Origin of the sequence: Pseudomonas migulae, from assembly GCF_024169315.1 — a bacterium.
In the GTDB taxonomy this organism is placed as follows: domain Bacteria; phylum Pseudomonadota; class Gammaproteobacteria; order Pseudomonadales; family Pseudomonadaceae; genus Aquipseudomonas; species Aquipseudomonas migulae_B.
Genome location: NZ_JALJWR010000001.1, coordinates 3,234,704 through 3,254,302, shown reverse-complemented (window position 1 = coordinate 3,254,302; position 19,599 = coordinate 3,234,704). Strand labels below are relative to the sequence as shown.

At 55.2% G+C, this 19,599-nt stretch carries 18 protein-coding genes; all 18 read left to right on the top strand.

Annotated features, from left to right (window positions below; translation table 11 throughout):
- Positions 1 to 9: 9 nt before the first annotated feature.
- Positions 10 to 543 carry a transcription termination/antitermination protein NusG gene (gene nusG, locus J2Y86_RS14925; RefSeq protein WP_007896622.1) on the top strand — a complete coding sequence of 178 codons (534 nt, stop codon included), beginning with the start codon at positions 10 to 12 and terminating at the stop codon, positions 541 to 543.
- A 117-nt stretch (positions 544 to 660) separates the two neighbouring features.
- Positions 661 to 1,092: a 50S ribosomal protein L11 gene (rplK, locus tag J2Y86_RS14920; protein ID WP_017341076.1), complete on the top strand. Its 432-nt coding sequence runs from the start codon at positions 661 to 663 to the stop codon at positions 1,090 to 1,092.
- A complete protein-coding gene (gene rplA, locus J2Y86_RS14915) occupies positions 1,092 to 1,787 on the top strand; it encodes a 50S ribosomal protein L1 (RefSeq protein WP_253432687.1) in 696 nt (231 codons plus the stop codon). Before rplK ends, rplA begins: the two co-directional genes overlap by 1 nt.
- A 198-nt stretch (positions 1,788 to 1,985) precedes the next feature.
- Positions 1,986 to 2,486: a 50S ribosomal protein L10 gene (gene rplJ, locus J2Y86_RS14910; protein ID WP_010467255.1), complete on the top strand. Its 501-nt coding sequence runs from the start codon at positions 1,986 to 1,988 to the stop codon at positions 2,484 to 2,486.
- Positions 2,487 to 2,566: 80 nt separating this feature from the next.
- Positions 2,567 to 2,932: a 50S ribosomal protein L7/L12 gene (gene rplL, locus J2Y86_RS14905; protein WP_008073881.1), complete on the top strand. Its 366-nt coding sequence runs from the start codon at positions 2,567 to 2,569 to the stop codon at positions 2,930 to 2,932.
- Positions 2,933 to 3,152: 220 nt separating this feature from the next.
- Entirely contained in the window at positions 3,153 to 7,226 is a 4,074-nt protein-coding gene (gene rpoB / locus J2Y86_RS14900) for a DNA-directed RNA polymerase subunit beta (protein WP_253432684.1), read from the top strand.
- 64 nt (positions 7,227 to 7,290) lie between these two features.
- Positions 7,291 to 11,490, top strand: a complete 4,200-nt coding sequence (gene rpoC, locus J2Y86_RS14895) for a DNA-directed RNA polymerase subunit beta' (RefSeq protein WP_017341073.1) — start codon at positions 7,291 to 7,293, stop codon at positions 11,488 to 11,490.
- A 216-nt stretch (positions 11,491 to 11,706) separates the two neighbouring features.
- Positions 11,707 to 12,078, top strand: a complete 372-nt coding sequence (gene rpsL / locus J2Y86_RS14890; RefSeq protein ID WP_002555494.1) for a 30S ribosomal protein S12 — start codon at positions 11,707 to 11,709, stop codon at positions 12,076 to 12,078.
- A gap of 119 nt (positions 12,079 to 12,197) precedes the next feature.
- The gene (gene rpsG / locus J2Y86_RS14885) at positions 12,198 to 12,668 is read left to right on the top strand and encodes a 30S ribosomal protein S7 (RefSeq protein ID WP_002555493.1); all 471 of its coding nucleotides are present in this window, start codon (positions 12,198 to 12,200) and stop codon (positions 12,666 to 12,668) included.
- A 30-nt stretch (positions 12,669 to 12,698) separates the two neighbouring features.
- Entirely contained in the window at positions 12,699 to 14,804 is a 2,106-nt protein-coding gene (gene fusA, locus J2Y86_RS14880) for an elongation factor G (protein WP_253432682.1), read from the top strand.
- A gap of 31 nt (positions 14,805 to 14,835) precedes the next feature.
- Positions 14,836 to 16,029 carry an elongation factor Tu gene (tuf, locus tag J2Y86_RS14875; RefSeq protein ID WP_150582439.1) on the top strand — a complete coding sequence of 398 codons (1,194 nt, stop codon included), beginning with the start codon at positions 14,836 to 14,838 and terminating at the stop codon, positions 16,027 to 16,029.
- A 141-nt stretch (positions 16,030 to 16,170) separates the two neighbouring features.
- Complete coding sequence (rpsJ, locus tag J2Y86_RS14870) at positions 16,171 to 16,482, top strand: 30S ribosomal protein S10 (RefSeq protein ID WP_003186070.1); 312 nt, start codon at positions 16,171 to 16,173, stop codon at positions 16,480 to 16,482.
- A gap of 80 nt (positions 16,483 to 16,562) precedes the next feature.
- Entirely contained in the window at positions 16,563 to 17,198 is a 636-nt protein-coding gene (rplC, locus tag J2Y86_RS14865; protein ID WP_003186059.1) for a 50S ribosomal protein L3, read from the top strand.
- Positions 17,199 to 17,210: 12 nt separating this feature from the next.
- The gene (gene rplD, locus J2Y86_RS14860; RefSeq protein WP_095630591.1) at positions 17,211 to 17,813 is read left to right on the top strand and encodes a 50S ribosomal protein L4; all 603 of its coding nucleotides are present in this window, start codon (positions 17,211 to 17,213) and stop codon (positions 17,811 to 17,813) included.
- Positions 17,810 to 18,109: a 50S ribosomal protein L23 gene (gene rplW, locus J2Y86_RS14855; protein WP_002555488.1), complete on the top strand. Its 300-nt coding sequence runs from the start codon at positions 17,810 to 17,812 to the stop codon at positions 18,107 to 18,109. The genes rplD and rplW overlap by 4 nt, the downstream gene beginning before the upstream one ends.
- 14 nt (positions 18,110 to 18,123) lie before the next feature.
- On the top strand, positions 18,124 to 18,948 hold the full coding sequence (gene rplB, locus J2Y86_RS14850; protein ID WP_003210080.1) for a 50S ribosomal protein L2: 825 nt from the start codon (positions 18,124 to 18,126) through the stop codon (positions 18,946 to 18,948).
- 16 nt (positions 18,949 to 18,964) lie between these two features.
- The gene (rpsS, locus tag J2Y86_RS14845) at positions 18,965 to 19,240 is read left to right on the top strand and encodes a 30S ribosomal protein S19 (RefSeq protein WP_002555486.1); all 276 of its coding nucleotides are present in this window, start codon (positions 18,965 to 18,967) and stop codon (positions 19,238 to 19,240) included.
- Between the two features lie 13 nt (positions 19,241 to 19,253).
- The gene (gene rplV / locus J2Y86_RS14840; RefSeq protein WP_003103908.1) at positions 19,254 to 19,586 is read left to right on the top strand and encodes a 50S ribosomal protein L22; all 333 of its coding nucleotides are present in this window, start codon (positions 19,254 to 19,256) and stop codon (positions 19,584 to 19,586) included.
- The last annotated feature ends 13 nt before the right edge of the window (positions 19,587 to 19,599 follow it).

Genomic DNA, 19,599 nt, shown 5'->3' with positions numbered 1-19,599 from the left:
GGGTGTCCCGTGGCTAAGCGTTGGTACGTTGTGCATGCTTACTCCGGTTACGAGAAGCATGTCATGCGCTCGTTGGTAGAGCGCGTAAAGCTGGCTGGCATGGAAGATGGCTTTGGCGAAATTCTGGTTCCCACTGAAGAAGTGGTTGAAATGCGTAATGGCCAGAAACGCAAAAGCGAGCGCAAGTTCTTCCCAGGTTATGTGCTGGTTCAGATGGACATGAACGAGGGTACTTGGCACTTGGTCAAGGATACTCCTCGGGTGATGGGTTTCATCGGCGGTACTGCTGATAAGCCTGCACCGATTACAGATAAAGAGGCAGAAGCGATTCTGCGTCGCGTTGCTGATGGTAGCGATAAGCCGAAGCCGAAGACGTTGTTCGAGCCAGGCGAGTCGGTACGTGTCAATGACGGGCCGTTTGCCGATTTTACCGGTACGGTTGAAGAAGTTAACTACGAAAAGAGCCGGATCCAAGTGGCAGTGCTCATTTTCGGTCGCTCTACTCCGGTAGAGCTCGAGTTCAGCCAGGTCGAAAAGGTCTAGCTGAGCAAGCATCCCAACCCCGCAGCCCTAGGCTGTGGGGTTTTGTCGTCACTGGGATAAACGCGCAAGTAACCGGGGAGCCTTTCGAGGCGTTCGAACCCGTAATTGGAGTGCCTCATGGCCAAGAAGATTACCGCTTACATCAAGCTGCAAGTGAAGGCCGCTCAGGCTAACCCAAGCCCACCTGTTGGTCCTGCTTTGGGTCAGCACGGCGTGAACATCATGGAATTCTGCAAGGCTTTCAACGCCCGTACTCAGGGTATTGAACCAGGCCTGCCGACTCCAGTGATCATCACTGTCTACAGCGACCGTAGCTTCACTTTCGAAACCAAATCCACCCCTGCTTCGGTTCTGCTGAAGAAGGCGGCCGGTCTGACTAGCGGTTCCGCTCGTCCGAACACCGTTAAGGTTGGCACCGTGACTCGTGCTCAGCTGGAAGATATCGCGAAAGTTAAAAACGCGGATCTGACTGCAGCTGATATGGAAGCAGCCGTGCGTACCATCGCCGGTTCTGCTCGTAGCATGGGCCTTAACGTGGAGGGTGTGTAATGGCTAAGTTGACCAAGCGTCAAAAGGCTATCGCCGACAAAATCGAAGCAGGCAAGTCCTACAACTTTGTAGACGCTGCTGCTCTGCTGGCTGAGCTGTCGACTGTCAAGTTCAGCGAGTCGTTCGACGTTGCTGTGAACCTGGGTGTTGACCCGCGTAAATCCGACCAGGTCGTTCGTAGCGCTACTGTGCTGCCACACGGCACTGGCAAGACTGTTCGCGTTGCCGTGTTCACCCAGGGTCCAGCTGCTGAGGCCGCTCTGGCTGCCGGCGCTGACCGTGTAGGCATGGACGACCTGGCTGCCGAAATGAAAGGCGGCGACCTGAACTATGACGTAGTTATCGCATCCCCGGATGCAATGCGCGTTGTAGGTCAGTTGGGTCAGATCCTCGGTCCACGTGGCCTGATGCCTAACCCTAAAGTCGGCACCGTAACCCCAGACGTAGCTACCGCGGTTAAGAACGCCAAGGCTGGTCAGGTTCGTTATCGCACCGACAAAAACGGCATCATCCACACTTCCGTTGGCAAGATCGGCTTTGACGCCGTCAAGCTGAAGGAAAACGTTGAAGCCCTGATCGCTGATCTGAAGCGTATCAAGCCAGCTTCCTCGAAAGGCATTTACGTCAAGCGCGTTACCCTGAGCACCACTATGGGCCCAGGTCTGGTCATCGACCAAAGCTCGCTCGACGCGTAAGACACAAGTTGGCGCAAGCGATTGCGCTAATTGAAAGATTGGGGTCCCTGCCTGGCGGGGGCTATCCAAGACCGTAGGCGACGCAAGTCTTAAACCTCAAGCCTACGCAGATGGTGCTCCCGGTTCCTTACCGAATCAGACACCAAAACGACATCTGGCCTCGGTTGGATGAAACGGTAACAAGCAGGAGTTTTTCCCGTGGCAATTAAACTTGAAGACAAGAAGGCCATCGTCGCTGAAGTCAACAAGGCTGCCCAAGTTGCTCTGTCCGCTGTCGTGGCTGATGCCCGTGGCGTAACAGTAGGCGCTATGACCGGACTCCGTAAAGAGGCTCGTGAAGCTGGCGTTTACGTACGTGTTGTACGTAACACCCTGCTCAAGCGCGCCGTTGCTGGCACTCAATATGACGTGCTCAACGACGTGTTCACTGGCCCGACCTTGATTGCATTCTCCAAAGAACATCCGGGCGCTGCTGCCCGTATCTTCAAAGAGTTCGCAAAAGGTCAGGATAAGTTCGAGATCAAGGCAGCTGCGTTCGAGGGCAAGTTCCTCGCGGCTAATCAGATCGACGTACTGGCAAGCCTGCCGACCCGTGACGAAGCAATTTCTCAGCTGATGAGCGTGATTCAAGGCGCAACCAGCAAATTGGCTCGTACTCTGGCGGCTCTTCGCGACCAGAAAGAAGCTGCTGCAGCCTAAGGCTGAGCGTCTCCTTTCAGCGTTTATTGTTTATTTCGATGGCCGCGTAGGCTGTCACCCCAATACAGGAATTTATAGTCATGTCTCTGACTAACGACCAAATCATCGAAGCAATCGGCGAAAAATCCGTTCTGGAAATCGTTGAGCTGATCAAGGCCATGGAAGAGAAGTTCGGCGTTTCCGCTGCTGCTGCTTCCGCTGGTCCAGCTGCTGTTGCTGCCGTTGTTGAAGAACAAACTGAATTCAACGTCATGCTGACCGAAGCTGGCGAGAAGAAAGTTAACGTGATCAAGGCAGTACGTGAACTGACCGGTCTGGGCCTGAAAGAAGCCAAGGCTGTAGTTGACGGCGCTCCTGCCATGGTTCTGGAAGCTGTTTCGAAAGACGCAGCTGACAAAGCCAAAGCTACTCTGGAAGAAGCAGGCGCTAAAGTCGAGCTGAAGTAAGCATCGACTTTGCTCCTCCAGCCCGAGCGTTAAGCGAAAGGCTGATGGCTGGTGGCTCTTGCCACCGGCCTTTTTCCGTTATTGGCAACCGACTGGGTCGGTGCTGGTAACGAGCTGTAACCACCCGATGCGGTGGCGCAAACCATGGGGTTTGCACGATTTTCTGGCTGCTCCCGTCGGGAGGGGCCAAACAAGCAGGTGACCAAGCTGGGGAACGCTGATGGCTTACTCATATACTGAGAAAAAACGTATCCGCAAGGACTTTAGCAAGTTGCCGGACGTCATGGATGTGCCGTATCTCCTGGCAATCCAGCTGGATTCGTATCGTGAATTCTTGCAGGCGGGAGCGACTAAAGATCAGTTCCGCGACGTGGGCCTGCATGCGGCCTTCAAATCCGTTTTCCCGATCATCAGCTACTCCGGCAATGCTGCGCTGGAGTACGTCGGTTATCGCCTGGGCGAACCGGCATTTGATGTCAAAGAATGCGTATTGCGCGGTGTAACTTACGCCGTACCTTTGCGGGTAAAAGTGCGCCTGATCATTTTCGACAAAGAATCGTCGAACAAAGCGATCAAGGACATCAAAGAGCAAGAAGTCTACATGGGTGAAATCCCCCTGATGACTGAGAACGGTACCTTCGTAATCAACGGTACCGAGCGTGTAATCGTTTCCCAGCTGCACCGTTCCCCGGGCGTGTTCTTCGACCACGACCGTGGCAAGACGCACAGCTCCGGCAAACTGCTGTACTCCGCGCGTATCATTCCTTACCGCGGTTCGTGGCTGGACTTCGAGTTCGACCCGAAAGACTGCGTGTTCGTGCGTATCGACCGTCGTCGCAAGCTGCCTGCATCGGTACTGCTGCGCGCGCTCGGCTATACCACTGAAGAAGTGCTCGACGCGTTCTACACCACCAACGTCTTCCACGTGCAAGGTGAAAACCTCAGCCTGGAACTGGTGCCTCAGCGCCTGCGTGGTGAAATTGCTGTCCTGGATATCCTGGATGACAAAGGCAAGGTTATTGTCGAGCAAGGTCGTCGTATCACCGCTCGCCACATCAACCAGCTGGAAAAAGCCGGGATCAAAGAGCTGCAAGTGCCTCTGGACTACGTCCTGGGTCGCACTACCGCCAAGGTCATCGTGCATCCGGCAACCGGCGAAATCCTGGCAGAGTGCAACACCGAGCTGAACACCGAGATCCTGGCGAAAATCGCCAAGGCTCAAGTTGTTCGCATCGAAACTCTGTACACCAACGATATCGACTGCGGTCCGTTCGTCTCCGACACTCTGAAGATCGACTCCACCAGCAACCAATTGGAAGCGCTGGTAGAGATCTATCGCATGATGCGTCCAGGCGAGCCGCCAACCAAAGACGCTGCCGAGACTCTGTTCAACAACCTGTTCTTCAGCCCTGAGCGCTACGACCTGTCTGCGGTCGGCCGGATGAAGTTCAACCGTCGTATCGGTCGTACCGAGATCGAAGGTTCGGGCGTGTTGTGCAAAGAAGACATCGTTGCGGTTCTGAAGACTCTGGTCGACATCCGTAACGGTAAAGGCATTGTCGATGACATCGACCACCTGGGTAACCGTCGTGTTCGCTGCGTAGGCGAAATGGCTGAGAACCAGTTCCGCGTTGGCCTGGTACGTGTTGAGCGTGCGGTCAAAGAGCGTCTGTCGATGGCTGAAAGCGAAGGCCTGATGCCGCAAGACCTGATCAACGCCAAGCCAGTGGCTGCCGCGGTGAAAGAGTTCTTCGGTTCCAGCCAGCTGTCCCAGTTCATGGACCAGAACAACCCGCTGTCCGAGATCACCCACAAGCGTCGTGTTTCTGCACTCGGCCCTGGCGGTCTGACTCGTGAGCGTGCTGGCTTTGAAGTCCGTGACGTACACCCGACGCACTACGGTCGTGTTTGCCCGATTGAAACGCCGGAAGGTCCGAACATCGGTCTGATCAACTCCCTGGCTGCCTATGCGCGCACCAACCAGTACGGCTTCCTCGAGAGCCCGTACCGTGTGGTGAAAGACGCTCTGGTCACCGACGAGATCGTATTCCTGTCCGCCATCGAAGAAGCTGATCACGTGATCGCTCAGGCTTCGGCCACGATGAATGACAAGAAAGTCCTGATCGACGAACTGGTAGCTGTTCGTCACTTGAACGAGTTCACCGTCAAGGCGCCGGAAGACGTCACCTTGATGGACGTATCGCCGAAGCAGGTAGTTTCGGTTGCAGCGTCGCTGATCCCGTTCCTCGAGCACGACGACGCCAACCGTGCGTTGATGGGTTCGAACATGCAGCGTCAAGCTGTACCAACCCTGCGCGCTGACAAGCCGCTGGTCGGTACCGGCATGGAGCGTAACGTAGCTCGTGACTCCGGCGTTTGCGTCGTGGCTCGTCGTGGTGGCGTTATCGATTCCGTTGACGCCAGCCGTATCGTGGTTCGTGTTGCTGATGACGAAGTTGAAACCGGCGAAGCTGGTGTCGACATCTACAACCTGACCAAGTACACCCGCTCCAACCAGAACACCTGCATCAACCAGCGTCCGCTGGTGCGTAAAGGTGATCGGGTTCAGCGTAGCGACATCATGGCCGACGGTCCGTCCACCGACATGGGTGAACTGGCACTGGGTCAGAACATGCGCATCGCGTTCATGGCATGGAACGGCTTCAACTTCGAAGACTCCATCTGCCTGTCCGAGCGTGTGGTTCAGGAAGATCGCTTCACCACGATCCACATTCAGGAACTGACCTGTGTGGCGCGTGACACCAAGCTTGGGCCAGAGGAAATCACTGCAGACATCCCTAACGTGGGTGAAGCTGCACTGAACAAACTGGACGAAGCCGGTATCGTTTACGTAGGTGCTGAAGTCGGCGCAGGCGACATTCTGGTAGGTAAGGTCACTCCGAAAGGCGAGACCCAACTGACTCCGGAAGAGAAGCTGCTGCGTGCCATTTTCGGTGAAAAAGCCAGCGACGTTAAAGACACCTCCCTGCGTGTGCCTACCGGCACCAAGGGTACCGTCATCGACGTACAGGTCTTCACTCGCGACGGCGTTGAGCGTGATGCTCGTGCACTGTCGATCGAGAAGACTCAACTCGACGAGATCCGCAAGGACCTGAACGAAGAGTTCCGTATCGTTGAAGGCGCCACTTTCGAACGTCTGCGTTCCGCTCTGGTCGGCCACAAAGCCGAAGGCGGCGCCGGCCTGAAGAAAGGTCAGGACATCACCGACGAAGTTCTCGACGGTCTTGAGCATGGTCAGTGGTTCAAACTGCGCATGGCTGAAGATGCTCTGAACGAGCAACTCGAGAAGGCTCAGGCCTATATCGTTGATCGCCGCCGTCTGCTGGACGACAAGTTCGAAGACAAGAAGCGCAAACTGCAGCAGGGCGATGACCTGGCTCCAGGCGTGCTGAAAATCGTCAAGGTTTACCTGGCAATCCGTCGCCGCATCCAGCCGGGCGACAAGATGGCCGGTCGTCACGGTAACAAAGGTGTGGTCTCTGTGATCATGCCGGTTGAAGACATGCCGCACGATGCCAATGGCACCCCGGTCGACGTTGTCCTCAACCCGTTGGGCGTTCCTTCGCGTATGAACGTTGGTCAGATCCTTGAAACCCACCTCGGCCTCGCGGCCAAAGGTCTGGGCGAGAAGATCAACCGGATGATCGAAGAGCAGCGCAAAGTTGCTGAGCTTCGTAAATTCCTCGACGAGATCTACAACCAGATCGGCGGTCGTAACGAAGATCTGGATAGCTTCTCCGATCAGGAAATCCTGGATCTGGCGAAGAACCTGCGTGGCGGCGTTCCAATGGCCACTCCAGTGTTCGACGGTGCCAAGGAAAGCGAAATCAAGGCCATGCTGAAACTGGCAGACCTGCCAGAAAGCGGCCAGATGCAGCTGACCGACGGCCGTACCGGCAACAAGTTCGAGCGCCCGGTTACTGTTGGCTACATGTACATGCTGAAGCTGAACCACTTGGTAGACGACAAGATGCATGCTCGTTCTACTGGTTCGTACAGCCTGGTTACCCAGCAGCCGCTGGGTGGTAAGGCGCAGTTCGGTGGTCAGCGTTTCGGGGAGATGGAGGTCTGGGCACTGGAAGCATACGGTGCTGCTTACACTCTGCAAGAAATGCTCACAGTGAAGTCGGACGATGTGAACGGCCGTACCAAGATGTACAAAAACATCGTGGATGGCGATCACCGTATGGAGCCGGGCATGCCCGAGTCCTTCAACGTGTTGATCAAGGAAATTCGTTCCCTCGGCATCGATATCGATCTGGAAACCGAATAACACGTGACGCGAATCGAGAGCGGGGCAGGATTGCCCGCTTTCTGCTCCGCCAGGAGGAAAGGCCTTGAAAGACCTACTGAATTTGCTGAAAAACCAGGGTCAAGTCGAAGAGTTCGACGCCATCCGTATTGGATTGGCATCGCCTGAGATGATCCGTTCGTGGTCGTTCGGTGAAGTTAAAAAGCCGGAAACCATTAACTACCGTACGTTCAAACCTGAGCGTGACGGCCTGTTCTGCGCCAAGATCTTTGGCCCGGTAAAGGATTACGAGTGCCTGTGCGGTAAGTACAAGCGCTTGAAGCACCGTGGTGTGATCTGCGAGAAGTGCGGCGTTGAAGTCGCGCTGGCCAAAGTTCGTCGTGAGCGCATGGCGCACATCGAACTGGCCTCGCCAGTTGCCCACATCTGGTTCCTGAAATCGTTGCCGTCCCGTATCGGCTTGCTGATGGACATGACCCTGCGTGATATCGAACGTGTTCTCTACTTCGAGAGCTATGTCGTTATCGATCCAGGCATGACCACCCTTGAAAAGGGTCAGCTGCTGAACGACGAGCAGTACTTCGAAGCGCTGGAAGAGTTCGGCGACGATTTCGATGCCCGCATGGGTGCCGAAGCTGTCCGTGAACTGCTGCACGCTATCGATCTGGAACACGAGATTGGCCGTCTGCGTGAAGAGATTCCGCAAACCAACTCCGAAACCAAAATCAAGAAGCTGTCCAAGCGTCTGAAGTTGATGGAAGCCTTCCAGGGTTCCGGCAACCTTCCAGAATGGATGGTGCTGACCGTTCTGCCGGTTCTGCCGCCAGATCTGCGTCCACTGGTCCCGCTGGATGGCGGTCGCTTCGCGACTTCCGACCTCAACGATCTGTATCGTCGAGTGATCAACCGTAACAACCGCTTGAAGCGCCTGCTCGATCTGTCCGCTCCGGACATCATCGTGCGCAACGAAAAGCGTATGTTGCAGGAAGCTGTCGATGCACTGCTCGACAACGGTCGTCGTGGTCGTGCTATCACCGGTTCCAACAAGCGTCCTCTGAAATCCCTGGCTGACATGATCAAGGGTAAGCAGGGTCGTTTCCGTCAGAACTTGCTCGGTAAGCGTGTTGACTACTCCGGTCGTTCGGTAATTACCGTAGGTCCGACCCTGCGTCTGCACCAGTGCGGTCTGCCGAAGAAAATGGCTCTCGAGCTGTTCAAGCCGTTCATTTTCGGCAAGCTGGAAATGCGTGGTCTCGCTACCACCATCAAAGCTGCCAAGAAGATGGTCGAGCGCGAGCTGCCAGAGGTTTGGGACGTTCTCGCTGAAGTGATCCGTGAACACCCGGTTCTCCTCAACCGTGCACCGACCCTTCACCGTCTGGGTATCCAGGCGTTTGAACCGGTACTGATCGAAGGTAAGGCTATCCAGCTGCACCCGTTGGTCTGTGCTGCGTACAACGCCGACTTCGACGGCGACCAAATGGCCGTGCACGTACCGCTGACGCTGGAAGCCCAGCTGGAAGCGCGTGCGTTGATGATGTCGACCAACAACATTCTGTCGCCAGCCAACGGTGAGCCAATCATCGTTCCGTCGCAGGACGTTGTATTGGGTCTGTACTACATGACTCGTGAAGCGATCAACGCCAAGGGCGAAGGTCGTGTGTTCGCGGATCTGCAGGAAGTTGACCGTGTGTTCCGTGCTGGCGAAGCCGCACTGCACGCCAAGGTCAAAGTGCGGATCAACGAAACCGTCAACGATCGTGATGGTGGCAGCGTCAAGAACACCCGTATCGTCGACACCACTGTCGGCCGTGCGCTGTTGTTCCAGGTTGTTCCACCTGGCCTGTCGTACGATGTCGTCAACCAGCCGATGAAGAAAAAAGCGATCTCCAAGCTGATCAACCAGTGCTACCGCGTGGTTGGTTTGAAAGAGACCGTGATCTTCGCTGACCAGTTGATGTACACCGGTTTTGCCTATTCGACCATTTCCGGCGTTTCCATCGGTGTTAACGACTTCGTTATCCCGGATGAAAAAGCCCGCATCATCGGTGCTGCTACCGACGAAGTGAAAGAGATCGAAAGTCAGTACGCCTCCGGCCTGGTAACCCAGGGCGAGAAGTACAACAAAGTGATCGACCTTTGGTCCAAGGCGAACGACGAAGTTTCCAAAGCGATGATGGCCAACCTCTCGAAAGAGAAAGTCATCGACCGTCATGGCGTCGAAGTCGACCAGGAATCCTTCAACTCGATGTACATGATGGCCGACTCGGGCGCACGGGGTTCTGCTGCGCAGATCCGTCAGCTCGCCGGTATGCGTGGCCTGATGGCCAAGCCGGACGGCTCCATCATCGAAACGCCGATTACTGCGAACTTCCGTGAAGGTTTGAGCGTACTTCAGTACTTCATCTCCACTCACGGTGCTCGTAAAGGTTTGGCGGATACCGCGTTGAAAACTGCGAACTCCGGTTACCTGACTCGTCGTCTGGTAGACGTAGCGCAGGATCTGGTTGTGACCGAGATCGATTGCGGCACCGAACATGGCCTGGTAATGACTCCGCACATTGAAGGCGGTGACGTTGTTGAGCCATTGGGTGAACGCGTATTGGGTCGTGTCATTGCCCGTGACGTATTCAAGCCAGGTACCGAGGAAGTTATCGTTCCTGCCGGCACGCTGGTAGATGAGAAGTGGGTCGAGTTCATCGAGCTGAACAGCATCGACGAAGTGATCGTGCGTTCGCCGATCAGCTGCGAAACCCGCTACGGCATTTGCGCCAAGTGCTACGGCCGTGACCTGGCTCGTGGTCACCAGGTGAACATCGGTGAAGCGGTCGGCGTTATCGCTGCCCAGTCCATCGGTGAGCCGGGTACCCAGCTGACCATGCGTACGTTCCACATCGGTGGTGCGGCAAGCCGGACCTCCGCAGCCGACAGCGTTCAGGTGAAGAATGGCGGTACCGTCCGTCTGCACAACCTGAAGCACGTTGAGCGAGTGGATGGTTGCCTGGTTGCTGTGTCCCGTTCCGGTGAGCTGGCCATCGCTGATGACTTCGGTCGTGAGCGTGAGCGTTACAAGCTGCCGTACGGTGCTGTGATTTCGGTTAAAGAGGGTGACAAGGTCGACGCTGGCGCAATCGTGGCCAAGTGGGATCCGCACACTCACCCGATCGTTACCGAAATGAAAGGTACCGTGACCTACGTGGGCATGGAAGAAGGCATCACGATCAAGCGTCAGACTGACGAATTGACCGGTATGACCAACATTGAAGTACTCGACGCCAAAGACCGTCCAGCTGCCGGTAAAGATATCCGTCCTGCTGTGAAGATGGTTGATGACAACGGCAAGGATCTGTTGCTGCCAGGCACTGACGTTATCGCTCAGTACTTCCTGCCAGCCAACGCCCTGGTCGGTGTTGCGGATGGTGCGAAAATCGCGATCGGTGATGTTATCGCTCGTATTCCGCAAGAGACTTCGAAGACCCGTGACATCACCGGTGGTCTGCCGCGTGTTGCCGACTTGTTCGAAGCCCGTCGTCCGAAAGAAGCCTCGATTCTGGCTGAAGTCAGCGGCACCATCGCGTTCGGTAAAGAGACCAAAGGCAAGCGCCGTCTGGTTATCACCCCGAACGACGGTAGCGATCCGTACGAAGAGCTGATTCCGAAGTGGCGCCACCTGAACGTCTTCGAAGGCGAACAGGTAAACCGCGGCGAAGTTATCTCCGACGGCCCTAGCGATCCACACGACATCCTGCGTCTGCTGGGTGTGAGTGCGCTGGCCAAGTACATCGTGAACGAGATCCAGGACGTTTACCGTCTGCAAGGCGTGAAGATCAACGACAAGCACATCGAGACCATCCTGCGTCAGATGCTGCGTAAAGTTGAAATCGCTGAATCCGGCGATTCCAGTTTCATCAAGGGCGACCAGATGGAATTGACTCACGTTCTGGTAGAGAACGAGCGTCTGGCAGGCGACGAGAAATTCGTTTCCAAGTTCACTCGCGTGTTGCTGGGTATCACCAAGGCGTCGTTGTCCACCGAATCGTTCATCTCGGCGGCTTCCTTCCAGGAAACCACTCGAGTACTGACCGAAGCGGCGGTAACCGGCAAGCGCGATTACCTGCGCGGCCTGAAAGAGAACGTAGTCGTGGGTCGTCTGATCCCGGCGGGTACCGGTTTGGCATATCACAGCGAGCGCAAGCGTCGCCGTGATGCTGACAAGCCGTTGCGCGTAAGCGCCAGTGAAGTGGAAGCTGCACTGACCGAAGCGCTGAACTCGAGCGGTAACTGAGTTCTGCGATAAATGAGCGTAAGGCCCCGATCGTCCCGTTCATCGAATCAAGACATTTTGTCGAGGTTGGATGAGCGGGAAGGTCGGGGCCTTGCCTTGACTGGGGACAAGATCCTCTTTAGACTCTTGTACCCCTAAATTTGGCGGGAATTCGTTCCTGCCATTTTGCTTTTCTTGCAAGACAATAGCGTCGCAAGACAACAGTGGAGCTAGTAGATGGCAACTATCAACCAGCTGGTACGTCAGCCGCGTAAGCGTATCGTCGAGAAATCCGACGTGCCCGCGCTGCAGAACTGCCCGCAACGTCGTGGCGTATGCACCCGTGTGTATACCACCACGCCGAAAAAACCTAACTCGGCACTGCGTAAAGTATGCCGTGTGCGTCTGACCAACGGTTTCGAGGTTTCCTCGTACATCGGCGGTGAAGGCCACAACCTGCAAGAGCACAGCGTCGTCCTGATTCGTGGCGGCCGTGTAAAAGACTTGCCAGGTGTTCGTTACCACACCGTTCGCGGTTCTTTGGATACTTCCGGCGTTAAAGGTCGTAACCAGGGTCGTTCGAAGTACGGTACCAAGAAGCCTAAGTAGTAGCGGCTTTTTGTAAAAACTGAATCATCTATTTTTCTGAGTCGATAAGAGTAAGGTCGGAGGCGTCCCGAAAGGGCACCGATTCCGAGCGAACCTGAAGACCGTTTGAGGGCTTATCCATGCCAAGAAGACGCGTAGCAGCCAAGCGCGAAGTGCTTGACGATCCAAAATACGGCAGCCAGATCCTGGCCAAGTTCATGAACCACGTGATGGAAAGCGGCAAGAAAGCCGTTGCCGAGCGTATCGTTTATGGCGCGCTGGAAAAGGTTAAAGAACGCAAGAACAGCGACCCCCTGGAAATCTTCGAGAAAGCTCTCGACGCCATCGCTCCGCTGGTCGAAGTAAAGTCGCGCCGTGTAGGCGGTGCTACTTACCAGGTTCCGGTCGAAGTTCGTCCGTCCCGTCGTAACGCTCTGGCAATGCGCTGGTTGGTAGACTTCGCCCGTAAGCGCGGCGAGAAGTCTATGGCTCTGCGTTTGGCTGGCGAACTGTTGGACGCTGCTGAAGGTAAAGGTGCTGCAGTTAAGAAGCGTGAAGACGTGCACCGTATGGCTGAAGCCAACAAGGCTTTCTCGCACTACCGCTTCTAATTTTAGCGTCACTAATTTTGCGAGGGCTTTATGGCTCGTACAACACCGATTAATCGCTACCGTAACATTGGTATCGTAGCTCACGTGGATGCTGGTAAAACCACCACCACCGAGCGCGTCCTTTTTTACACTGGCAAAAGTCACAAAATGGGCGAGGTGCATGACGGCGCCGCGACCACCGACTGGATGGTGCAGGAGCAGGAGCGTGGTATTACCATTACTTCTGCTGCCATTACCGCCTTCTGGCAGGGTTCCGAGAAGCAGCACAAAGACCAATACCGCTTCAACGTCATCGACACCCCGGGCCACGTTGACTTCACTATTGAAGTTGAACGTTCCCTGCGTGTTCTCGACGGCGCGGTCGTTGTGTTCTGCGGTACCTCGGGTGTTGAGCCTCAGTCGGAAACCGTATGGCGTCAGGCCAACAAATACGGCGTTCCACGTCTTGTTTACGTAAACAAGATGGACCGTGCTGGTGCGAACTTCCTGCGCGTGATCGGTCAGATCAAGCAGCGTCTGGGTCACACCCCGGTGCCAATCCAGTTGGCTATCGGTTCCGAAGACAATTTCCAGGGTCAGATCGATCTGATGGCCATGGAAGCTGTTTACTGGAATGACTCCGACAAAGGCATGGTTCCTGTTCGCAAGCCTATCCCTGCTGAATTGCAGGAACTGGCTGACGAATGGCGCGGCAACATGATTGAAGCTGCAGCCGAAGCCAGCGAAGAGCTGATGAACAAGTACCTCGAAGGTGAAGAACTCACCAACGCGGAAATCAAGGCCGCTCTGCGTCAGCGTACTATCGCTGGCGAGATCGTTCTGGCTGTTTGCGGTTCTTCCTTCAAGAACAAGGGTGTTCCCCTGGTTCTCGACGCCGTTATCGACTACCTGCCTGCTCCTACCGACATTCCTGCCATCAAGGGTACTGACCCGGATGACGAGACCAAGGAAATGGAGCGTCACGCAGACGACAGCGAGCCGTTCTCGGCTCTGGCGTTCAAGATCGCTACCGACCCATTCGTGGGTACCTTGACCTTCGTTCGAGTTTACTCGGGCGTGTTGGCCTCCGGCGACGGCGTGATCAACTCGGTTAAAGGCAAGAAAGAGCGTGTGGGTCGTATGGTGCAAATGCACGCAAACGCCCGTGAAGAAATCAAGGAAGTACGCGCTGGTGACATCGCGGCCTTGATCGGCATGAAGGACGTCACCACTGGTGAAACTTTGTGCAACGCTGACAAGCCAATCATCCTGGTTCGCATGGACTTCCCGGAGCCGGTTATTTCGGTTGCCGTAGAGCCTAAGACCAAGGACGACCAGGAAAAAATGGGTATCGCTCTGGGCAAACTTGCTCAGGAAGATCCATCTTTCCGCGTCAAAACTGATGAAGAGACTGGTCAAACGATCATCTCCGGCATGGGCGAGTTGCACCTGGACATCCTGGTTGACCGGATGCGCCGTGAGTTCAACGTCGAAGCCAACATCGGTAAGCCTCAGGTTTCCTATCGTGAGCGCATCACGAAGAATTGCGAAATCGAAGGCAAGTTCGTTCGTCAGTCCGGCGGTCGTGGTCAGTTCGGCCACTGCTGGATCCGTTTTGCTCCTGCTGACGAAGGTCAGGAAGGTCTGCAATTCGTGAACGAAGTAGTGGGTGGTGTGGTTCCTAAGGAATACATCCCGGCTATCCAGAAGGGTATCGAAGAGCAGATGAAGAACGGCGTTGTTGCCGGCTATCCGCTGATCGGCCTGAAGGCTACTGTGTTTGATGGTTCCTACCACGACGTCGACTCCAACGAGATGGCGTTTAAGGTGGCTGCTTCCATGGCTACCAAGCAACTGGCCCAGAAGGGCGGTGGTGAGTTGCTTGAGCCGATCATGGCGGTAGAGGTTGTTACACCTGAAGACTATATGGGTGACGTGATGGGCGACCTTAACCGTCGTCGCGGCATGATCCTGGGTATGGAAGACACGGTCTCCGGCAAAGTAATTCGTGCTGAAGTTCCGCTGGGTGAGATGTTCGGTTATGCGACCGACGTCCGTTCCATGTCCCAAGGTCGCGCAAGCTACTCTATGGAATTCAAAAAATACAATACGGCTCCGTCGCACATCGTCGAAACCGTTACCAAAAAACAAGGCTGATTCAGCCCCTTTAGGCTAGGAGTTAATTGTCGTGGCTAAAGAAAAATTTGATCGTTCCCTACCGCACGTCAACGTTGGCACCATCGGTCACGTTGACCATGGTAAAACCACTCTGACTGCTGCTCTGACTCGCGTCTGCTCCGAAGTTTTCGGTTCGGCTGTTGTTGCTTTCGACAAAATCGATAGCGCTCCAGAAGAAAAGGCTCGTGGTATCACCATCAACACCGCGCACGTTGAATACAACTCGCTGATTCGTCACTACGCTCACGTTGACTGCCCAGGTCACGCTGACTATGTGAAGAACATGATCACCGGTGCTGCTCAGATGGACGGCGCTATCCTGGTTTGCTCGGCCGCTGATGGTCCGATGCCACAAACCCGTGAGCACATCCTGCTGTCCCGTCAGGTTGGCGTTCCGTACATCGTTGTCTTCCTGAACAAGGCTGACATGGTTGACGACGCTGAGCTGCTGGAACTGGTTGAGATGGAAGTGCGCGATCTGCTGAGCACTTACGACTTCCCAGGTGACGACACTCCGATCATCATCGGTTCGGCTCTGATGGCTCTGAACGGCCAAGACGACAACGAAATGGGCACCACTGCCGTTCGTAAACTGGTTGAGACTCTGGACAGCTACATCCCAGATCCAGTCCGTGTTATCGACAAGCCGTTCCTGATGCCAATCGAAGACGTATTCTCGATCTCCGGTCGCGGTACTGTTGTAACTGGTCGTATCGAGCGCGGTATCGTCAAGGTTCAGGATCCACTGGAAATCGTTGGTCTGCGTGACACTACCGTCACCACCTGCACCGGTGTTGAAATGTTCCGCAAACTGCTCGACGAAGGTCGTGCTGGCGAGAACTGCGGCGTGCTGCTGCGTGGCACCAAGCGTGACGACGTTGAGCGTGGCCAGGTTCTGGTCAAGCCAGGTTCGGTTAAGCCGCACACTACCTTCGAAGCTGAAGTGTACGTGTTGAGCAAAGAAGAAGGCGGTCGTCACACTCCGTTCTTCAAAGGCTACCGTCCACAGTTCTACTTCCGGACCACTGACGTGACCGGTAACTGCGAACTGCCGGAAGGCGTTGAAATGGTAATGCCAGGCGACAACATCAAAATGGTTGTCACCCTGATCAAAACCATCGCAATGGAAGATGGTCTGCGTTTCGCTATCCGTGAAGGCGGTCGTACCGTCGGCGCTGGCGTCGTAGCCAAAATCATCGCTTAATAAGTGATGACTTGAAAAAGCCCCCGCTTAGCGGGGGCTTTTTTATTGGGTTGACACCTATCTGGGGCGTCTATAGAATTGCGCCTCCTTTTAACGGGCGTATTGCGCTCGGTGGGAATAGCAGCCGGAGTCTGAAATCCAATGCAAAATCAGCAAATCCGTATCAGGTTGAAGGCTTTTGACCATCGCCTGATCGACCAATCCACCCAGGAAATCGTGGAAACCGCGAAACGTACTGGTGCTCAAGTGCGTGGTCCAATTCCACTGCCTACCCGTAAAGAGCGGTTCACCGTTCTGGTCTCCCCGCACGTCAACAAAGATGCGCGTGACCAGTACGAGATCCGTACTCATAAGCGCGTTCTGGACATCGTCCAGCCAACGGATAAAACCGTTGATGCTCTTATGAAGCTTGATCTTGCGGCCGGTGTGGAAGTGCAGATCAGCCTCGGCTAAGACTCGGTCTTAGTCGTGTAACGCTCTGAAATGGGCGGCCATAGCGGGTGAAAGCCCCGTACACTCATGAGGTTTACAACATGACTATTGGTGTAGTCGGTCGTAAATGCGGTATGACCCGTATTTTCACCGAAGAAGGTGTCTCCATTCCGGTCACGGTCATTGAGATCGAGCCGAATCGCGTCACCCAGTTCAAAACTGAAGAGACCGATGGCTATCGTGCAGTGCAAGTCACTGTAGGCGAGCGTCGTGCTTCGCGTGTTACAGCTGCTCAGGCTGGCCACTTCGCTAAAGCGAACGTTGCCGCTGGTCGTACCGTAATGGAATTCCGCCTTGAAGAAGGCGAGTACCAGGCCGGCGATCTGATCAACGCTGAAATCTTCGCCGCTGGTCAACTGGTTGATGTAACCGGTCAGTCCAAGGGTAAAGGCTTCCAGGGTACGATCAAGCGTTGGAACTTCCGCGGGCAAGATAATACCCACGGTAACTCCGTGTCCCACCGCGTTCCAGGCTCTATCGGCCAGTGCCAGACTCCTGGTCGTGTATTCAAGGGCAAAAAAATGTCCGGTCATATGGGCGCTGAGCGCGTGACCGTGCAGTCCCTCGAAGTAGTGCGCGTGGACGCTGAACGCAATCTGTTGTTGGTCAAGGGCGCTGTTCCTGGCGCTACTGGCGGCAACTTGGTTGTACGTCCAGCAGCCAAGGCTCGCGGTTAAGGGGAAGCTGACATGCAATTAAATGTAAATGACGCTCAAGCGATCGAAGTTTCCGAACTGACATTTGGCGGCGAATTCAACGAGACGCTGGTTCACCAAGCAGTCGTGGCCTACATGGCCGGCGGCCGTCAAGGTAGCAAGCAGCAAAAGACCCGTTCCGACGTTCGTGGTGGCGGTAAGCGCCCATGGCGTCAGAAAGGTACTGGCCGTGCTCGTGCCGGTACTATCCGTAGCCCAATCTGGCGTGGCGGCGGTACCACTTTCGCAGCTCGTCCTCAGGATCACACCCAGAAGCTGAACAAGAAGATGTATCGCGCAGCAATGCGTTCCATCCTTGCTGAGCTGGTGCGTACTGATCGTCTGGTTGTGGTTCAGGACTTCGCTGTTGATGCACCGAAGACCAAAGATCTGCTGAGCAAACTGACCGGCATGGGCCTGACTGACGTCTTGATCGTGTCTGAAGTGGTTGATCAGAACCTGTACCTGGCTGCTCGTAACCTGCCACACGTTGATGTACGTGACGTGCAAGGTTCCGATCCAGTTAGTCTGATCGCATACGACAAGGTGTTGATCACCGTGTCGGCCGTGAAGAAATTCGAGGAGCTGCTGGGATGAACCAGGAACGCGTATTTAAAGTTCTGCTTGGCCCGCACGTTTCCGAGAAGGCTACGGTTCTGGCTGACAAGAAAGGCCAGTTCGTTTTCAAGGTTGCAACTGACGCAACCAAGCTGGAAATCAAGAAGGCCGTCGAAAGCCTGTTCAGCGTGAAAGTAGAGCGTGTTACTACCCTGAATGTTCTGGGTAAGAGCAAGCGCACTGCTCGCGGTCTGGGCAAGCGTAATGACTGGAAGAAGGCAGTTATCTCCCTTCAGCCAGGCCAAGATCTCGATTTCAGCAGCAGTGCTGAGTAAGGAAGGGGTGCATCATGGCAATCGTTAAATGCAAACCGACTTCCCCTGGCCGCCGTTTTGTGGTCAAGGTGGTCAACCAGGAGCTGCATAAAGGCGCTCCTCACGCACCGCTGCTCGAGAAAAAATCGAAGACTGGTGGTCGTAACAACAATGGTCGTATTACCACTCGTCACATCGGTGGTGGCCATAAGCAGCATTATCGTCTGGTCGATTTCCGTCGCAATGACAAAGATGGCATCGCTGCCACTGTCGAGCGTATCGAATACGATCCAAACCGTACTGCTCACATCGCTCTGCTGCTGTACGCAGATGGCGAGCGTCGCTACATCATCGCGCCTAAAGGCGTGAGTGCTGGCGACCAGCTGATCGCAGGTGCTCTGGCACCGATCAAGCCGGGCAACGCTCTGCAACTGCGTAACATTCCAGTTGGTAGCACCGTACACGGCATCGAATTGAAGCCAGGTAAAGGCGCGCAAATCGCTCGTTCCGCTGGTGCTTCGGCTCAGCTGATCGCTCGTGAAGGTGTCTACGTGACCCTGCGTCTGCGTTCTGGTGAGATGCGTAAAGTGCTGGCTGAATGCCGCGCGACCCTGGGTGAAGTCTCGAACTCCGAGCACAGCCTGCGTTCGCTGGGTAAAGCTGGTGCCAAACGCTGGCGTGGCGTTCGCCCAACCGTTCGTGGTGTTGCCATGAACCCGGTTGACCACCCACATGGTGGTGGTGAAGGTCGTACCTCTGGTGGTCGTCATCCGGTATCGCCATGGGGCTTCCCGACTAAGGGCGCGAAGACTCGTGGTAATAAGCGTACCGACAAAATGATCGTCCGTCGTCGCAAGTAAATAGAGGGATACGACAGTGCCACGTTCTCTGAAAAAAGGTCCTTTTATTGATCTTCACCTACTGAAGAAGATCGAAGTGGCGGCGGAAAAGAACGATCGCAAACCAGTGAAAACCTGGTCGCGTCGTTCGATGATCCTGCCACAAATGGTCGGTCTGACCATTGCAGTGCATAACGGTCGTCAACATGTTCCAGTTCTCGTGAACGAAGACATGGTCGGCCACAAACTGGGCGAGTTTGCCGGTACCCGCACATATCGTGGGCACGTGGCAGACAAGAAAGCCAAGCGTTAAGGGGTAAGGAACGATGGAAGTAGCCGCTAAGTTGTCGGGCGCTCGAATCTCCGCCCAGAAAGCCCGCTTGGTCGCCGACCAGATCCGCGGGAAGAAGGTGGGCGAAGCGCTCAACCTGTTGGCTTTCAGCAGTAAGAAAGCCGCCGAGATCATGAAGAAAGTGCTGGAGTCGGCCGTAGCCAACGCCGAGCATAACGAAGGCGCAGACGTTGATGACCTTAAAGTCAGCACCGTTTTCGTCAACGAAGGGCGTTCGCTGAAGCGAATCATGCCACGTGCCAAAGGCCGTGCTGATCGCATCGTCAAGCGGTCTTGCCATATCACTGTCAAGGTTGCTGACAAGTAACGGAGTCGAAGAG